Below are 17,701 nucleotides of genomic sequence, written 5' to 3' on the forward strand. Positions count from 1 at the left end.
CTAGCCCTTCTTCTTTTTAGGCTTGCTTGTCACGGCCTTGGCTGCTGCTGTGGAGAGAGCGGGTTTTTGCGCCAGCTTGGAAAGGCGCTTTGTATAGTCCTTGTATAGCGCGCCAGCGCCCCAACCCTTGCCTTTGTTCTGCTTGGAAAGAGCATCCATGATCGCTACGAGATTGTCGTCGCGTATGCGTTCAAGCTCGCGAATGGAAAGGCCGTGAGCCTGTTCGTCGGATTGATTGGCAATCTTGTCAACCAGTTCTTCTGTCAGTTCCGGCACATCCATCAGCTTGGTCCAAGGCCATGACAGGCAGGGGCCAAACTGGGCCATGAAATAACGCATGCCAGCTTCACCGCCAGCGACGCGATAGACCTGAAACATGCCCATTTGCGCCCAGCGAATGCCGAAAGAGTAACGCATAATGTCGTCAAGTTCTTCAACGGTCGTGATGTCATCCTTAATCAGCCATAGAGCTTCGCGCCAGACGGCCTCAAGCAGACGGTCACCGACGAAAGCTTCAATCTCCTTGCGGATGACCACCGGTTTCATGCCGATAGAGGCATAAAGCGCACGCGCTTTCTCGATCACCTCCGGTGAGGTGAGTTTGCCGCCGACAATCTCTACCAGTGGTAAAAGGTAGACCGGATTGTAAGGGTGGCCAACAACCAGACGTTCTGGATGTTTCATCGATGTTTGCATGTCGGATGGGAGAATGCCGGATGTCGAAGATCCAATGACAACATCAACATCGGCATATTTGTCGATCTCGGCCAGCACCTTGTGTTTCAGGTCAAGCCGTTCAGGGACGCTTTCCTGAATGAAGTTTGCACCGGCTACGGCTTCTTGAATCGACTTGGCGAAAGTCAGTTTGCCTTCCTTGGGTAGTCCATCCGGCAGCATGGTTTTGTAAGCGCGCCGCGAATTCTTCATCACCTCGCTGACTTTGCGTTCCGCTTCCGGGTCAGGATCGAATATTGAGACATCAATCCCATTGAGAAGCAGGCGGGCGACCCAGCCTGCACCGATTACGCCACCACCGACAGCGGCTGCTTTGCGTATGCTTGCCATGTTCGTTTACCAGCCCTTTGTCAGCTTCATGCGTTCACGAACTTCCTGAGGGCCGAGAATGCGGGCTCCCATGCCTTCAGCAATTTTTACAGCGCGTTCTACCAATGGGCCGTTTGTCGCCAAGACGCCCTTGTCGAGCCAGATATTATCTTCGAGGCCAACGCGGATATTTCCACCTGCAAGCATCGCCATTGCCGTATAAGGCATTTGATTGCGACCAATAGAAAAAGCCGAGAAGGTCCAGTTGGAGGGCAGATTGTTGACGAGCGCCATGAATGTGCCGATATCGTCCGGCGCGCCCCACGGAATACCCATACACAGCTGAACCATGACAGGATCGTCGAGCAGACCCTGATCATAAAGCCATTTGGCGAGCAGGAGATGGCCGGTGTCGAAGATTTCAACTTCCGGGCGCACACCCAAGGCCTGAATTTGCGCCGCCATTGCTTTCAGCATGGCAGGCGTATTGGTCATCACATAGTCGCCTTCGCCAAAATTCATTGTGCCGCAATCAAGCGTGCAGATTTCCGGGCGAAGCGTGGCCACATGTTCCAGACGTTCGGTGGCGCCGGCCATATCCGTTCCATCGGCAGAAGGCGGCATAGGTTGCTCGACGCTCCCAAGCGTCAGATCGCCGCCCATTCCGGCAGTCAGGTTCAGCACCATATCGACGCCCGATGCTTTGATATGTTCGACGACTTCCGTGTAGAGGGTGATATCGCGCGAACCTTTGCCGGTCTTCGGGTCGCGTACGTGGATATGTGCAATCGCGGCACCTGCATTGGCCGCGGCAATACATTCATCAGCAATCTGACGCGGGGTAACCGGCACCTTGTCGGAACGGCCTGTCGTATCGCCGGCGCCGGTAACGGCACAAGTAATAAATACATCGCGGTTAGGGGTAAGTCCCATTTGTCTGCTCCCATTCTTGATTGACTTGATCATGACTCCATTGCCAATGGATGCTTTGCGATATACGAATTGAAATTGATGAATAACGAAGTATGCAATCTCTTTCTGCCAAGTGCTGAGTCATTGAACGTGACCGTTCTGGTCTTCAGTGGCGCTTCTCTTATGTGTGTAGCGTCCACCATTGATCCGATGCGAGCGGCAAACCGTGTTTCGGGAGTATCATTGTTCAAATGGCAAATCGTTTCCCTTGATGGCCAGCCAACAATGACCACCTGTGGCCTGCCAATCGCCGTTTCAGGTCCATTCAAAGCATCAGAAAAGGGCGATATGTTGCTGGTTGTCGGGGGCTTTGGCACTGCCGACATTGCCCGCACGACATTCACCGCCAATTTGCGGCGGGCCTTGCATAATTATCAGATGATCGGCGGTATCGAAGCTGGCTCCTGGCTGCTCGGGCGAGCCGGACTATTGTCCGGTCGCAGGGCGACAACGCATTGGGAGGATATGGAGGAATTCACCGCCGAGTTTCCTGACGCAGACATCAGGCCGGACCGCTATGTCATTGACGGCCCTGTGTTTACAAGTGGCGGGGCTTCTCCCACTTTCGATCTCATGCTGCACCTGATCCGGTCGCGCTATGGCATGTCGGTTGCGCTCGATGTGGCGAGTGTATTCATCTATGACGAAGCGCATGCCTCGAATGACGCGCAGCCTTTGGTTTCTCTCGGCAGGCTGGACAATGTGCATCCAAAGCTCGCTGTCGCTATCCGCTTGATGGAAAGTCATATTGAGCAGCCGCTAACGATTGGAGCCATCGCAAAACGGTGCGCACTCAGCGCTCGCAGTCTTGAGAAGATATTCGCTAAAGCTGTGGGAGAAGGGCCGGGGCGGTACTATCTCCGGCTGCGTTTAAAGATCGCGCGCAGACTGGTCACCGATACGAAGTCACCACTTGCCGACATTGCCGCACGAACAGGGTTTTCTTCAGCAGCAGCGTTCACACGTACATTCCGCAGTTTCGAAGGCAAGCCACCCAGCGCATTCCGGCCTATCCATTAGAAGTCGCTTTTGACAAAGCGATGAATTGCTCATCCATGCTTCAACCCACAAAATCAATTTCCAGAATGAGGAGCACTCGATGCCAACCAATCATCAAGCCGGAGAATTATACCGGTCAGCACCGATCTCTATGGAGAAGGAGTGGATCGACTATAATGGCCATTTGAACATGGCTTATTATAATGTCGTATTCGACCGTGGTGGCGATGAGTTTCTGGCCGAACTGGGCTTTGGGCCGAAATATGCCGCAGAGCGCAAGCTTACGATATACACGGCGGAGGTGCATATTTGCTACGTTCAGGAAATTCATCTCGACCATCTCGTCACGGTTACAAGCCAACTTATCGATTTCGATGGCAAGCGGCTTCATACCTATAATGAGATTGTTCATGTTGATGGATGGGTAGCGGCGACCGCGGAAGTCCTGTCATTGCATGTTGATATGAACGGCCCAAGGGTCGTGCCATTCCCCGACGATGTCATGCCGAAGCTTGCGTTTTACAAAGAAGCCCACTCAAAATTGCCAATGCCTGAACGTGTTGGTCGGGCAATCGGCATTAAGAAGAAATAGCGCCTGCAAATTGATTAACCAGCCAGTTCTCAAACTGTTTTATCCGTGTCTCGCCAACGCGCTCTTTGCGGCAGATCATATACCAGGCACCGGGTTGTGGTACCTTTAGCGAAAAGGGCGCGACGAGTCTGCCAGCCTTGATATCGTCTTCGACCAGAAAGTCGGGGGCAACAGCGACCCCCTGACCATCAAGCGCCGATTGGACGGCTGCAAGATAAGTATCGAATTTCAAAGTAACAGTTCTCGTCATGTCGGCAATGCCGGCAGCATCAAGCCACGTATCCCAATCCTCCGGAGCAGTATAAAGCGCCAGACGCGGCACCTTTCCTAACGCCTTGGCGTCGGTATCATATCCGGCAATGCGTTCGGCAACTGCCGGGCTGCATACTGGGCGCATCTGCGCTTTTACCAGTTGCTGGTAATGCAAGTTCATGCGCTCCGGACGGGTGGTGTGGATAATGCCAATGTCAGAGTTATCAATGTTCAACTCCCAGTCCAGCTGGCTTGTGCCAATACGGATCGCCAGATTTGGGTTGATCTTGCGAAAGTCAGTCAAGCGCGGAATGAGCCAGCGGATGGCAAAGGTTGCATAGGTCTCGATAGCAAGATCGTCCGTCGTGCCGATACGGTTTATCAGAGCCGTACCTCGTGCGATCTTTTCGAACGCGTCACGCATATAGGGATAATACAACGTTCCGGCATCTGTGAGTGAAACGCCGCGTGGCAATCGTTCAAACAGCTTTACGCCCAGTATTGTTTCCAGTTCAGCAATACGGTGGCTGATCGCTGATTGCGTCACACCGAGTTCATCTCCCGCAAGGCGAAAACTCAAAAGCCGTGCTGATGCTTCGAAGGCTCGAAGCGAACCGAGAGGCGGTATCCGTGGTTTGGACATCATGGCAGAAAACCCTCGAATCCGGACAGGTGAAAATAATTCATGTCTTTATGAGTAACCATCGCTTGAATGCTGCGCAATGCGGAATCATTCTAAATTGCGACGCGCACTTTGAGAAAACAAGCGTCCGGGAACAATGCTTTCGGAGAATAAAATGGGTGCAGAACAGGCATTTGCAGAAATCGCGCCGTCTCTGGAGAAGGTTGATCTACTCATTGCGGAACATAAGGCCGGTCACGGCCTGGTTCGCGCTTTCTACATGGACCCGGATATTTATGTGCGGGATATAGAGCGTGTTTTCCGGCGTCATTGGCACTGCATCGGGCACGCAAGCATCATCCCGAATGCCGGCGATTTTGAGCTATTCAAAATTGATACGGAGACGGTCATTGTTTCGCGTACTGAAGACGGCTCAATCCACGCGTTTCTCAATGTCTGTCGTCATAGAGGGGCGGAGGTTTGCACAAAGCCAAAAGGCAATGCGCGCTTTTTCGTGTGCCCCTATCATGCCTGGACTTATGCCAATGATGGCAGCCTGCGAGCGGCCAGACTCATGCCCAGGGATTTCGACCGCAACGCTCATGGATTGAAGAAATTGCATGTGCGTGTCTGCGAGGGTTTGATTTTCATTTGCTTTGCCGACGAACCTCTGGACTTTTCCATCATAGAGCAGTCACTGCGCACGACTTGCGGGCAATATGGCTGGGCGGATGCGAAAGTGGCACATCGGGAAACCTATCCAGTTGACGCCAACTGGAAGCTCGCCGTCGAGAATTATGTCGAGTGTTACCACTGTGGTCCGGCCCATCCGGAATATTCGCAGACCCATGCGCTGGAACAGCCAGCAGAAAAGATCGTGGAACTCAATGCGCGCATGGAGCAGCGAACCTGCGCGTTGGGAATCGACATCGCTACCGGAGACCACTGGCAGAGTTCAGCGCAGGGATATGAGGCGATCCATACCTTCCGCTATGCACTTTATGATGGCGTTTCGAGCGGCAGCGAGGACGGATCGCCTGTTGCCCCACTAATGGGTCGCTTCACGCAATTTGATGGTGGGGTAACATCCATCCACCTGGGCGGCACGAGCTTTCTGGTCTGCTACCCGGACCACGGCATGATCTACCGTTTCATTCCGAAAACAGTCGATACATGCGAAATGGAACTGATCTGGCTGGTACGCGGCGATGCCGAAGAGGGCAAGGATTACGATCTCGAAAAGCTTACCTGGTTGTGGAAGGTGACCACTGCCGAAGACAAGACAATTATCGAGCATACCGCTCGGGGCGTTCGTTCGCATTACTTTGTGCCGGGACCAATCGCACCAATGGAATATAACGAGTTGCGGTACATCCAATGGTACCTTGATGAAATCGCACGGGCCTGAAACAGCAGCATGACAATGCGGGAGACTATATATGTCTGATTTTCCAACATCGGCGCGCGTCGTCATCATAGGCGGCGGGGCGGTCGGTGTTTCGTCGCTTTATCACCTCGCAAAGGCAGGCTGGACCGATTGTGTGCTGCTTGAGAAAAACGAACTGACATCAGGCTCCACATGGCATGCGGCGGGTAACGTGCCGACCTTTTCGGCTTCGTGGTCCGTGATGAATATGCAGCGCTACTCAGCAGAACTTTATCGCAGGCTCGCTGCCGAAGTTGACTATCCGATGAATTATCACGTGACTGGCTCACTGCGCCTTGCTCATACCAGGGAACGCATGCGCGAGTTTCAACGTGTCAAGAGCATGGGCCGATATCAGGGCATGGATATTGATGTGCTGGGCGTTGACGAAATCAATGGCCGCTATCCTTTCATAGCGACGCACGAGCTTGCCGGTGCGCTTTATGATCCCAATGATGGTGACATTGATCCGGCGCAGCTTACGCAGGCGTTTGCAAAGGGAGCGCGTGATCTTGGCGCCAAGATTATTCGGTTTTGCCCCGTTACAGGCGCGCGGCGCGAAAATGACGAGTGGATCATCACCACGCCACAGGGCGAAATTCGCTGCGAATATGTGGTCAATGCAGCCGGTTATCGCGCGCAGGAAATTGGAAAATTGTTTGGGCGCGATGTCCCGATGATGGTGATGAGCCATCAGTATTTGCTGTTTGATGAAATTCCGGAAATTGCAGCATGGTCGAGGGAACACGGTCAAAAGCTACCGCTCTTGCGTGATGTCGATTCCTCTTACTATCTTCGACAAGAGAAGAACGGCATGAATCTCGGGCCTTATGAGCGCAATTGCCGTGCGCATTGGGCGACGCCGGATGATCCCATGCCGGATGATTTCTCATTTCAGCTCTTCCCCGATGATCTTGAAAGACTGGAGTGGTATCTTAATGATGCAATCGCGCGTGTGCCGATCCTTGGCACTGCCGGGCTTTCGAAAATCATCAATGGTCCAATTCCCTATGCTCCGGATGGAAATCCATTGATCGGGCCGATGCCCGGTGTTCCCAATGCTTTTGAGGCATGTGTGTTTACATTTGGCATTGCACAGGCCGGGGGAGCAGGCAAAGTGCTCGCAGAATGGGTAATGGAAGGCGCGACTGAGTGGGATATGTGGTCCTGCGATCCACGCCGCTTTACTGGCTTCACGGATAAGGATTACTGTATCGCCAAAGGCATGGAAATTTATGGCCACGAATATGCCATCCATTTTCCTCGGCATACGTGGCCAGCAGGACGCAATAAAAAGCTTTCGCCAATCCATGATCGTATCGCAGGATTGGGCGCGCAGTTCGGCGCATATAATGGTTGGGAGCGAGCCAACTGGTACGCACAGCCGAGCGATGACGTTTCTGAAGAGACAACACAGACTTTTACGCGGGAAGGGCCATGGCAACAACGTATCCGCGAAGAATGCCATACGGTTCGCGATGCAGTGGGCATTCTTGATCTGCCGGGATTTTCCCGTTTCAAAGTGAGCGGTGAGGGCGCACGCGCCTGGTTGACGGCATTGATCACAGGGATAGTGCCTAAGCCCGGACGTATCGGTCTTGGTTATTTCTCGGACGAAAAGGGTCGCGTCGTCACCGAAATGTCGATCATGGCGATCGAAGAGAATGTGTTCTTCTTAATTACAGCTGGTGTTGCTGAATGGCATGATCGCGACTGGCTGCTGAATCACCTGCCAAAAGATAGCGCCATTGCCATCAGCAATGTCACTGAAGAATTCTCCTGTCAGATCGTTACTGGCCCTAAGTCGCGCGAGCTGTTCAGTGAGCTTTGTGACGCGGACCTTGAGAAATCCTGGCTGTCGCATCAGACGATACAGATTGCCGGGCGCTATTGCCAATTGGTTCGCGTGTCTTTTGCCGGTGAACTCGGTTGGGAAATCCATACAAAAGTGGGTGACACAGCCGCAATTTTCGATGCGGTGTGGGAGGCTGGCCAGAAATACGGGATCAAGCCATTCGGCATGTTTGCGCTGGATTCCCTGCGGCTCGAAAAGGGATATCGCGCTTGGAAGGGCGATCTTTCAACCGACTATACGCCCCTACAAAGCGGTCTTGAGCGCTTCATCAAATGGGAAAAGCCGGACTTTCTCGGCAAGGCTGCGCTTGAACATGAAAAACAACAAGGCGTGAAGAAGCGCTTTGTTACTCTCACAGTGGAGGCCGGAGATTGTGACGCCCCCTATATGTCAACGCTGTGGCACAATGGTTCTATCGTTGGCGAGACGACATCTGGCGGCTGGGGCCATCGCGTGGATAAATCCATTGCCCTTGGCATGTTGAAAACTGAACTGACTAAACCTGGAACAGAAATCGAAGTGGAAATCTTCGGCGAGCGATACAAAGCGACGGTCCATCCGGACGAACCTCTCTGGGACCCCAAGAACGAAAGAATCCGCGCATGAGTTCTCTACCGGCCAAGGCCCGGGCCGTTATCATTGGCGGCGGTATCTCCGGTTGCTCCGTCGCCTACCATCTGGCAAAACTGGGATGGACGGATATTGTCCTCCTTGAACGCAAACAGCTGACGTCAGGCACGACATGGCACGCTGCCGGTTTGATCGGGCAGCTTCGTGCCTCGCAAAATATGACGCGTCTGGCGAAATACTCTGCAGACCTTTACGTCAAGCTTGAAGCTGAGACGGAAGTCGCAACGGGTATGCGGCAGGTCGGATCAATCACAGTTGCGCTGACCGAAGAACGCAAGCACGAAATATATCGGCAGGCTTCGCTGGCGCGAGCTTTTGATGTCGACGTTCGAGAGATATCTCCTAATGAAGTCAAAGAGATGTATCCGCATCTTAATATTGCGGATGTGGTTGGCGCAGTGCATCTGCCGCTGGATGGACAATGTGATCCGGGCAATATCGCAATGGCCTTGGCGAAAGGTGCACGTCAGCGCGGCGCGAAGATCGTCGAGAATGTGAAGGTCACTGAGGTTCTCAAAAAGAATGGCCGGGTTGCGGGTGTGTCTTGGGCCAAGGGCGAGGAACAGGGAACAATCGAGACGGATGTTGTGATCAATTGCGCTGGAATGTGGGCGCGTGATCTGGCTGCGAGTTCCGGCGTCACTGTGCCATTGCATGCTTGCGAGCATTTCTATCTGGTGTCCGAACCGATTGAGGGGCTAGGCAGGTTGCCTGTACTTCGCGTGCCAGACGAATGCGCCTATTACAAAGAAGATGCTGGCAAGATGATGCTTGGCGCGTTCGAACCTGTTGCCAAGCCATGGGGCATGAACGGCATTTCGGAAGATTTCTGCTTTGACCAATTGCCGGAAGATTTTGAACATTTTGAACCCATTCTCGAAATGGGCGTCAACCGCATGCCAATGCTCGGTACTGCCGGTATCCATACATTCTTCAACGGTCCGGAAAGCTTTACACCTGATGACCGCTATTATTTGGGTGAAGCGCCGGAGCTGGGCGGTTACTGGGTTGCGGCAGGATATAATTCTATCGGGATCGTATCATCAGGCGGTGCGGGGATGGCGCTCGCTCAATGGATACATGATGGCGAAGCGCCATTCGATCTCTGGGAAGTGGATATTCGCCGTGCCCAACCATTTCAAAAGAACAGGCGCTATCTGAAAGAGCGCGTTTCTGAAACACTTGGGCTGCTTTATGCGGATCATTTCCCTTACCGCCAAATGGCCACATCGCGCAATATACGTCGCTCTCCAATCCATGAGCACCTCAAGGCGAGAGGCGCGGTTTTTGGCGAAGTTGCAGGCTGGGAGCGGGCAAACTGGTTTGCCAGAGAAGGCCAGGAACGGGAGTATCGCTATTCATGGAAGCGGCAAAACTGGTTTGACAACCAGCGCGACGAACATTTGGCCGTGCGTGAAGGCGTCGGTCTGTTCGACATGACCTCCTTCGGTAAAATACGCATCGAAGGGCGCGATGCTCTTGCATTTCTGCAAAAGCTTTGTGCCAACCAGATCGATGTCGAAACTGGTCGCATCGTCTACACGCAAATGCTCAATAATCGCGGGGGAATTGAAAGCGACCTGACGATTACGCGGCTTTCCGAGACGGCATTCCTGGCTGTCGTGCCTGGAGCTACTTTGCAACGCGATCTGGCGTGGATGCGCCAACACCTCAAGGACGAGTTTGTTGTCATCATAGATATGACTGCCGCAGAATCGGTGCTCTGTCTCATGGGGCCAAAATCGCGCGAACTGATCCGAAAAATCAGTCCGAACGATTTTTCCAATGAAGCCAATCCATTCGGTACGGCGCGTGAAATTGAAATTGGCATGGGGCTGGCCCGTGCACATCGCGTAACCTACGTCGGGGAACTCGGTTGGGAGCTATATGTCTCGACCGATCAGACAGCGCATGTTTTCGAACAGATCGAAGAGGCAGGGCGGGAGCTTGGTTTGACCCTATGCGGACTGCATACACTTGATTCTTGCCGCATCGAGAAAGCGTTCAGGCATTTCGGCCATGACATCACTGATGAAGATCACGTTCTGGAAGCGGGACTGGGCTTTGCCGTAAAGGTCAATAAGGGGGATTTCATTGGCCGTGATGCGGTGTTGAGGAAAAAAGAGGCCGGGCTTGACCGCCGCCTTGTGCAGTTCCGCCTCAGCGATCCCGAACCACTGCTTTTTCACAATGAGGCGATTGTGCGTGACGGATCAATTGTTGGGACAATTACGTCCGGCAATTATGGTCATTCTTTGGGCGGCGCGATTGGGCTTGGCTATGTTCCCGCAAAGGGTGAGAGCGCCGCTCAAATATTGGCATCAAACTATGAAATTGAGATTGCCGGAATACGCGTAAAGGCCGAAGTCTCACTGAAACCGATGTATGATCCGAAGGCTGAGCGGGTGCGAATGTAAATTAACGAATTGGAGCAGTTTCGCGGCGGGGAAAGTTTAATCCGAGATTGCCGTGATTTGCCTGAAAAGCCAGCAAAACGGGCATATCTCAGCCCGTTGCGCTGCAGTTTGCCTTACTGGTTAAAGCTAATTTTACATGAATTCAGATGATTTTAACCAAAGGTATTCAGGAGCCGTTCATCTTTTTAAGTTAAGTTTTAGCTAATTGATCGCTATCCGGATTTATCGGGTATGCAGAACCAAGGCACAAGACCATGACCATGATTTTCCAGCTGCGCGATACGCTTCGTATCGTCCGTGAATTTGTTGTTCCGAGCTATCGTCCAGAGCGCCATTATATGCGTGGTCCGGGACCCGCTTGCGCTCAGCGCAGTCACGGATCTCGCATTCAGGCGTGATGATATATTCGCGCATCGAGCGGCGCTTCATCGCGGGCACGCAATCCATAGTCGCGTATAACGGACGCGATCCTCAGCCGGTAATCAGCAAAGATTCCGGCACGGCCATCACTTTGGGCCATTCGATGTTCTTCGGTGTTGCGCCAAGCCGCTACTGAATCTTCATCGCGCCAAAATGACAGCGAAAGATAGCGGTTCTCATCAGCCAGACTGCGAAACCGTTCCACGGAAATAAATCCATCCATCGTTTCGAGTATTGCCGCAGATTTGCGGCACGGTCAAAATAGTCCTTGTCGCAACCTTCTGCCGGTTCGACTTCAAAAATCACCGCGATCATTTGACCAGTTCTCCATTAATACCAGTTACAAGACGCAGGAATGTCCGATCCTCGCCACGAATAAAGCGCTTCTCTTTTGCGAATTCATAGTTCGCTCGTCCAACCGGATCGGCCATAAGTCTGGCGCGATATTGTTCGTATGCCGCAAGGCTTTCAATATTATATGCCGCATAGGCCAGCGTCGCCGAACCTTCATGTGGTGCATAGTATCCGATCAGATCAGCGCCGCACCGCGGAATCGCGTCGTTCCAATTGCGGGCATATTCTTCAAACGCGTCTTTCTGGAAGGGATCTATCTCATATTGGATGAAACAGGTGATAGGCATGTCGTTGCTCCTTTGTGACTGTCTCATTGTAAGCAAGCAGGATTGTCGATGCTTCGACCATGATCGAACTGTTGCAGTCTGTGCATCTGTCAGGAGACTTCAAAATGCGTCTTGATAGTTCGACCATTTCCGAAGCAACATGGGCTTGCTTTGCTCAATATTTTTGCAAGCAACAACACGGGAAAGCGCCATGCCCAACAATGCACGATTTGCAGAAATAGCCGCCCTTGCGGGTGATCCAGGGCGAGCGAGCATGCTTACCGGCCTTATGGACGGGCGCGCGCTCACAGCATCTGAACTTGCCCAACGAGCCGGTATCACGGCCCAGACTGCAAGCAGCCATTTGACGCGCATGACAGAGGCGGGCTTGCTACAGGTGGAGAAACAGGGGCGACACCGTTATCATCGCCTTGCTTCACCGGCAGTGGCGCAGATGATTGAAAGTATTATGCAGCTGGCTGTACCCACGGCAGTGAGCAAGCCGGTCAGAACTGGCCCGCGCGATGCAGCGTTGCGGGCAGGGCGCACCTGTTACGATCATCTGGCGGGACATCTTGGCGTGTCGATCGCAGATGCGTTGATTGATGCCGGACATCTTGATCTCGGTACTGACGCAGGCGAGGTGACATCAAGCGGTGTCAGGTTGTTTGAAAACGCGGGGATAAACGTTGAGAGGATTGCGGCGAAGAGCAGCCGTATTCTTTGTCGGCCATGCCTGGATTGGAGTGAGCGCAGGCCGCATCTGGCCGGCGCAATTGGTGCTGCACTATGTACCCACTGCTTCGATCACGGTTGGATCAAACGTATCGAAGGTACACGAGCTGTCTCGGTAACTCCCAACGGACAGAGACAGCTACGCGAGACTTTTGGAGTCAGCTTGCTTAGACATGTTTCGTGATACCGCCATCGACACGAATGTTCTGACCGGTAATATAACCCGCATCGTCTGAAAGCAGAAACGCTGCAGTTTTCGCAATTTCGTTCATTGTGCCGACCCGTTTCATGGGCACGCTGTCTTCGGTGCCCGGCTTGTGATCCAGACTGTCGATAAATCCGGGTAACAGCGCATTCATCCGGATATTATCGGCACCATAACGATCAGCGTAAAGCTTTGTATAGGCGCCGACAGCGGCACGGTAAGCGCAAGATACAGGAAATACCAAGCTTGGTTCAAATGCCGCAAATGTCGTGATGTTGACCCACGCACCTTTTCCCTGTTTGAGCATATAGGGCGTTACAAGACGCGCCATGCGAACAAGGCTTAGAACCATCAGATCATTGCCTGCAGCCCACTTTTCATCGGTAATGTCAATCAGATCGCCTTTTGGCGGATGGCCGGTGTGGTTGACGACCGCATCGACGCGGCCGTAGGCCGCGACGGTCTTGCTCACAAGCTGTTCGAGATCGCTTGCTTCGCCAGCTGAGCCCTTAATACCAATCCCGCCAAGCTCTGCCGCCAGTTCGACGGCGCTGCCTGATGGCGACATCAAGGCGAGCCTGTACCCGCGATCATGTAATTCGCGGGCTATGGCGGCGCCCATGCCGCGCCCACCGCCGGTTATGATTGCAACGGGGGCTTGTGTTTTATCGGTCATCGTATCTGCCTTGATTGTTGGACTGTGGGAAGGATGTTCGATCCGCGCCATTGAAGCAAATGAATTTCGGGCTGTCCTTTGCTCAAATATATTGAACGACTAATGTGTACAGGCCATAGGAAATCGGCAGCATTTTTTTGCCCAAATCCGTAGTATATTCGCTGCCACATTCAACGGGGACTGATTCCATGATTAAGAAATTTGCCATCGCCTGTCTTGCGGCGACGTTTTTGGCAGGCTGCACAACGACTGATCCCTATACGGGCGAGCAGAAAATGTCGAACACAGCGGGCGGCGCTTTGATAGGTACGGCAGCGGGCGCTCTTGCCGGTCTGGCAGTCGGTGGCAGTGGCCGGGCGCAGCGCAATGCCGTGTTGATCGGCGCGGGACTTGGTGCTCTTGGTGGTGGCGCTATTGGCAATTATATGGACCGACAGGAATCGGAATTGCGTGCGCAGCTGCAAGGCACCGGTGTATCGGTTACCCGTAACGGCGATCGCATCATCCTGAATATGCCATCCGCCATCACCTTCAATATTGATCGTGATCAGGTGAAGCCGGAATTTTTCTCAACACTGGCCTCCGTCGCTGTTGTCTTGCGCAAGTTTGACCGGACAATTGTCGACGTCGCAGGTCACACGGACTCAACCGGCAGCATGGAGCACAATCAGTTGCTATCAGAGCGGCGCGCGCTTTCCGTTGCCAATTATCTGACACAGCAGGGCATCGATAATCGCCGTTTCGACGTTCGCGGCTACGGTCCGACCCAGCCGGTCGCCAGCAATGCCAGCGAGTCCGGCCGGGCGCAAAACCGCCGCGTCGAGATTCAGATTTCTCCGCTTACCGAGTAGAGAGGGCCACCGCGATCTTCGCGGCAAGGCGAGCATTGTTTTCTACAAGAGCAATGTTTGCCACAAGGCTTTCACCCTTGGTTATCGTCAGTATTTCTGACAGCAAGAATGGTGTTACCGCTTTGCCGGTAATGCCATTTTTTGTGGCGCGGGACAGGGCTTCGCTGATGTAGCCCGCCATGATTTCAGCTGGAATCTCGCTTGTTTCCGGAATGGGATTTGCAATCAACATGCCGCCGACAACGCCAATGGCTTCACGCGCTCTTTGAAAATCGGCAATGCTTTCGGCGGCATCCAGACGCAGGGGCGCTTTGAGTGATGACTGCCGGGACCAGAATGCCGGCATTGTGTGCGAACCATAGACGACAACTGGCACGCCTTTTGTTTCAAGTACTTCAAGCGTTTTCTCAATATCCAGAATCGCCTTTGCTCCAGCCGATACGACGATAACGGGTGTGCGGCCAAGCTCTTCCAAATCCGCAGATATATCGAAGCTGGTTTCAGCCCCCTTATGGACGCCGCCAATACCACCGGTGGCAAAGACCTTGATCCCGGCTAGATTGGCGGCAAGCATTGTGGCTGCAACCGTTGTTCCGCCAGTGCGGCCTTCAGACAACGCAAATGCCAGATCCGCGCGGGAAAGCTTCATCGCTTCCTTTACTTGCGCAAGAGCTTCCCGCTGTTCAACCGAAAGACCTATTTTCAATCTGCCATCCATGATAGCGATTGTGGCGGGAATAGCGCCTTCTTCTGTGATGATGGCCTCTACATCTGCTGCCATGCGGCTATTGTCCGGATAGGGCATACCATGCGTAATAATCGTGCTTTCAAGGGCAACTACGGGCCTTCCTGCTGCGAGCGCATCTTGCACATCGCTCGAAATGTCTGTGTATGGGTTCAAGTTGATTGTCATCATCGTTTCCTTATGCGAGCGGTTTTGCGTCGGGGATGCGCGCAAGCGCTTGGTCGAATTCCTGTTGTGAAAATTTCGGGCTGGCTGAATGAACTTGCAGTGCCAGCAAAGATGCTGCCATTCCTTCCTGGCATGACTGCTGAAATGCTTCGCCGCGCATCAATGCAGCAATAGCGCCTCCAGCCATCGCATCACCGGCTCCAGTTACATCGGCAATGCCGGGAACATCGGGCGGTTGGATCGTAAAAGCCTCGCTGCTGTTAAAGGCGAGGGCAGCCTCTCCCCCATTGGTAATAATTGCACTGCGAAGACCTTGGGCACGTAAAACGGCGTGGATTTGAGAAAGGGAGGCATCTTGATTCAAATCTGAAAGAGCCAGGGCCTCGCGCCGATTCATGAAAAGACAGGCAAGCCTGGGAAAGACAGGGCGCAAACGAACAGCCTTTGCAGGGGAAATCGCCAAAGCAAATATTGGAAGATTGCCAGCCAGATCGGCAAGACGCTTCAACCCTTCCGACGGCAGGTTGGCGTCGCAAAATATCCCATTGGCCATTGAAATAGCATCGCGCACCTTGCGTCGGCGTAATTGCTTCGGAAGGGCGAGCTCGTAAAGCGCCATATCGGCGATTGCGGCAACCACGTCGCCGCTTTCATCAAGGATCGCTGTATAGCTTGGGGTCGGCCGATCCATGAACACGACGGAACTGTCCTTTATACCAGCCAATTCTATTGCCTGTGCCACCGCATCTCCGGCGGAGTCTGCTCCGCGCACCGAAAGAATCTCCGTTGAAACGCCGCGCTGCACCACCAGCCGCAGAGCGTTGAAAACACCGCCACCCGGTTCTTCACGCATAATTCCGGGATTTGACGCTCCGGGAACAAAAGGTCCTGTAGTTTGGCCCCGCCGGTCGAGATGAGCACCGCCGACAGCAAAAAGCAGCGGTTTGATAATTGTGGCCATGATTGAAAACTTGCCTGAACAAAACTGGAGGTTGCGACGTGGCCGCATTTGTCATCTCTAGACCGCGGAATCGCCCGACGCAATAACAGGAGCGATTCGACGGTCTGTTTTAACAAGAGGCTCGATGCCTCGTTAAAGAGAGCAAAACAATATGTGGACAGCATCGGCAGTCAGCTATGAGAACATTGTCAGATCAAATTTATTTTTCTCATGAATTTCAACTACATAACACTATTGCAAAATAAGAACAAAACAGATACAAATAAGTTCACAAACAGGAACATCCGGACTTCATGCATATCACAGGGGTAGTGTAACATGGCTCAAAATTCTTTGCGGTTGGTTGAGGGTAATTCGGTGGATAAAACTAAAGCGCTTGATGCGGCATTGTCGCAGATTGAAAGATCCTTTGGTAAGGGATCGATTATGCGGCTGGGACGTAACGAGCAGGTCGTTGAGATTGAAACAGTCCCGACGGGTTCATTGTCACTGGACATTGCGCTTGGCGTTGGTGGTCTCCCAAAGGGGCGTATCGTAGAAATTTATGGGCCGGAAAGCTCGGGTAAAACGACGCTCGCACTGCATACAATTGCAGAGGCGCAGAAGAAGGGCGGGATTTGCGCCTTTGTTGATGCAGAGCACGCTCTTGATCCGGTCTATGCCCGCAAGCTTGGCGTTGATCTGGAGAATTTGCTCATCTCCCAGCCGGACACGGGAGAGCAGGCACTTGAGATCACAGACACGTTGGTTCGTTCTGGTGCAATTGATGTGCTTGTCATCGACTCTGTTGCTGCCTTGACGCCGCGAGCCGAAATCGAGGGTGAGATGGGCGATAGTCTGCCAGGCCTGCAGGCTCGCTTGATGAGTCAGGCACTGCGCAAGCTGACAGCTTCGATTTCGCGTTCCAACTGCATGGTCATTTTCATCAATCAGATTCGCATGAAGATCGGTGTGATGTTTGGCTCGCCTGAGACAACGACAGGCGGCAATGCGCTTAAATTCTACGCTTCGGTTCGCCTTGATATCCGACGCATTGGTTCGCTGAAAGAGCGTGATGAAGTCGTTGGCAACCAGACACGTGTGAAAGTCGTCAAGAACAAGCTTGCTCCGCCCTTCAAGCAGGTTGAATTCGATATCATGTATGGTGAAGGTGTTTCGAAGACGGGTGAGCTTGTCGATCTTGGTGTAAAGGCTGGTCTGGTCGAGAAGTCCGGGTCATGGTTCTCCTATAATTCGCAGCGCCTCGGTCAAGGCCGCGACAATGCCAAGTTGTTCTTGAAGGAAAATCCTGATCTGGCCAATGAAATCGAACTTGCAATACGCCAGAATGCCGGACTGATTTCCGAGCAGATGCTGGATAAGGGTCCTAATGATTCCGAAGATGATGACACTTTGGATGCTGCCGAAGGTTAATCCGACAGGTTGAATTGTCCTGATGGACTGAAAACCCGCTCGCCATGGCCTGCGGGTTTTTTATTGTCGTTTGTCGCTTGAGAAGGGATTTTCTGGAC

General features: G+C 53.0%; 15 protein-coding genes and 1 pseudogene. 8 read left to right on the top strand and 8 right to left on the bottom strand.

Features of this window, described 5'->3' with window-relative positions; translation table 11 throughout:
- Positions 1-1,065: a carnitine 3-dehydrogenase gene (locus ACYJL1_RS10470; RefSeq protein WP_460895356.1), complete on the bottom strand. Its 1,065-nt coding sequence runs from the start codon at positions 1,063-1,065 to the stop codon at positions 1-3.
- Positions 1,066-1,071: 6 nt separating this feature from the next.
- On the bottom strand, positions 1,072-1,977 hold the full coding sequence (locus ACYJL1_RS10475) for a beta-keto acid cleavage family enzyme (protein WP_460895357.1): 906 nt from the start codon (positions 1,975-1,977) through the stop codon (positions 1,072-1,074).
- A gap of 78 nt (positions 1,978-2,055) precedes the next feature.
- Between ACYJL1_RS10475 and ACYJL1_RS10480 the strand changes: the two genes are divergently transcribed.
- Together ACYJL1_RS10480 and ACYJL1_RS10485 are read left to right on the top strand one after the other, a co-directional pair.
- Positions 2,056-3,036, top strand: a complete 981-nt coding sequence (locus ACYJL1_RS10480; RefSeq protein ID WP_460895358.1) for a GlxA family transcriptional regulator — start codon at positions 2,056-2,058, stop codon at positions 3,034-3,036.
- 79 nt (positions 3,037-3,115) lie between these two features.
- On the top strand, positions 3,116-3,607 hold the full coding sequence (locus tag ACYJL1_RS10485; protein ID WP_460895359.1) for a thioesterase family protein: 492 nt from the start codon (positions 3,116-3,118) through the stop codon (positions 3,605-3,607).
- Here the strand turns inward: ACYJL1_RS10485 and ACYJL1_RS10490 are convergent.
- Positions 3,594-4,505 (bottom strand): LysR substrate-binding domain-containing protein, encoded by a 912-nt coding sequence (locus ACYJL1_RS10490; protein ID WP_460895360.1) that lies wholly within the window; start codon positions 4,503-4,505, stop codon positions 3,594-3,596. The two genes, ACYJL1_RS10485 and ACYJL1_RS10490, sit on opposite strands and share 14 nt — an antisense overlap.
- A gap of 151 nt (positions 4,506-4,656) precedes the next feature.
- Between ACYJL1_RS10490 and ACYJL1_RS10495 the strand changes: the two genes are divergently transcribed.
- The 3 genes from ACYJL1_RS10495 to ACYJL1_RS10505 are packed head-to-tail and all read left to right on the top strand — an operon-like array spanning position 4,657 to position 10,809.
- Positions 4,657-5,889, top strand: coding sequence for an aromatic ring-hydroxylating oxygenase subunit alpha (locus tag ACYJL1_RS10495; protein WP_460895361.1), 1,233 nt, complete (start codon positions 4,657-4,659; stop codon positions 5,887-5,889).
- A gap of 31 nt (positions 5,890-5,920) precedes the next feature.
- Positions 5,921-8,368: a GcvT family protein gene (locus tag ACYJL1_RS10500; protein WP_460895362.1), complete on the top strand. Its 2,448-nt coding sequence runs from the start codon at positions 5,921-5,923 to the stop codon at positions 8,366-8,368.
- Positions 8,365-10,809 (top strand): GcvT family protein, encoded by a 2,445-nt coding sequence (locus tag ACYJL1_RS10505; protein WP_460895363.1) that lies wholly within the window; start codon positions 8,365-8,367, stop codon positions 10,807-10,809. Before ACYJL1_RS10500 ends, ACYJL1_RS10505 begins: the two co-directional genes overlap by 4 nt.
- Positions 10,810-11,197: 388 nt before the next feature.
- On the opposite strand, the pseudogene ACYJL1_RS10510 reads toward ACYJL1_RS10505, so the two are convergent.
- A pseudogene (locus ACYJL1_RS10510) lies at positions 11,198-11,544 on the bottom strand (antibiotic biosynthesis monooxygenase family protein).
- Positions 11,541-11,870, bottom strand: a complete 330-nt coding sequence (locus tag ACYJL1_RS10515) for an NIPSNAP family protein (protein WP_460895364.1) — start codon at positions 11,868-11,870, stop codon at positions 11,541-11,543. Before ACYJL1_RS10515 ends, ACYJL1_RS10510 begins: the two are co-directional and overlap by 4 nt.
- A 190-nt stretch (positions 11,871-12,060) precedes the next feature.
- On the opposite strand from ACYJL1_RS10515, the gene ACYJL1_RS10520 reads away from it, so the two are divergent.
- Positions 12,061-12,768, top strand: a complete 708-nt coding sequence (locus tag ACYJL1_RS10520) for an ArsR/SmtB family transcription factor (protein ID WP_460895365.1) — start codon at positions 12,061-12,063, stop codon at positions 12,766-12,768.
- On the opposite strand, the gene ACYJL1_RS10525 is transcribed toward ACYJL1_RS10520, so the two are convergent.
- Positions 12,752-13,465, bottom strand: a complete 714-nt coding sequence (locus ACYJL1_RS10525; RefSeq protein WP_460895366.1) for an SDR family oxidoreductase — start codon at positions 13,463-13,465, stop codon at positions 12,752-12,754. The genes ACYJL1_RS10520 and ACYJL1_RS10525 overlap by 17 nt on opposite strands.
- Positions 13,466-13,653: 188 nt before the next feature.
- Between ACYJL1_RS10525 and ACYJL1_RS10530 the strand changes: the two genes are divergently transcribed.
- A complete protein-coding gene (locus ACYJL1_RS10530) occupies positions 13,654-14,316 on the top strand; it encodes an OmpA family protein (RefSeq protein ID WP_460895367.1) in 663 nt (220 codons plus the stop codon).
- Here ACYJL1_RS10530 and ACYJL1_RS10535 read toward each other — a convergent pair.
- On the bottom strand, positions 14,306-15,229 hold the full coding sequence (locus tag ACYJL1_RS10535) for a pseudouridine-5'-phosphate glycosidase (RefSeq protein ID WP_460898007.1): 924 nt from the start codon (positions 15,227-15,229) through the stop codon (positions 14,306-14,308). The two genes, ACYJL1_RS10530 and ACYJL1_RS10535, sit on opposite strands and share 11 nt — an antisense overlap.
- Before the next feature lie 10 nt (positions 15,230-15,239).
- Positions 15,240-16,190 carry a carbohydrate kinase family protein gene (locus ACYJL1_RS10540; RefSeq protein WP_460895368.1) on the bottom strand — a complete coding sequence of 317 codons (951 nt, stop codon included), beginning with the start codon at positions 16,188-16,190 and terminating at the stop codon, positions 15,240-15,242.
- Positions 16,191-16,508: 318 nt separating this feature from the next.
- Between ACYJL1_RS10540 and recA the strand changes: the two genes are divergently transcribed.
- Complete coding sequence (gene recA / locus ACYJL1_RS10545) at positions 16,509-17,603, top strand: recombinase RecA (protein ID WP_348600339.1); 1,095 nt, start codon at positions 16,509-16,511, stop codon at positions 17,601-17,603.
- The last annotated feature ends 98 nt before the right edge of the window (positions 17,604-17,701 follow it).

The sequence above is a fragment of the Phyllobacterium sp. K27 genome (genome assembly GCF_054796155.1).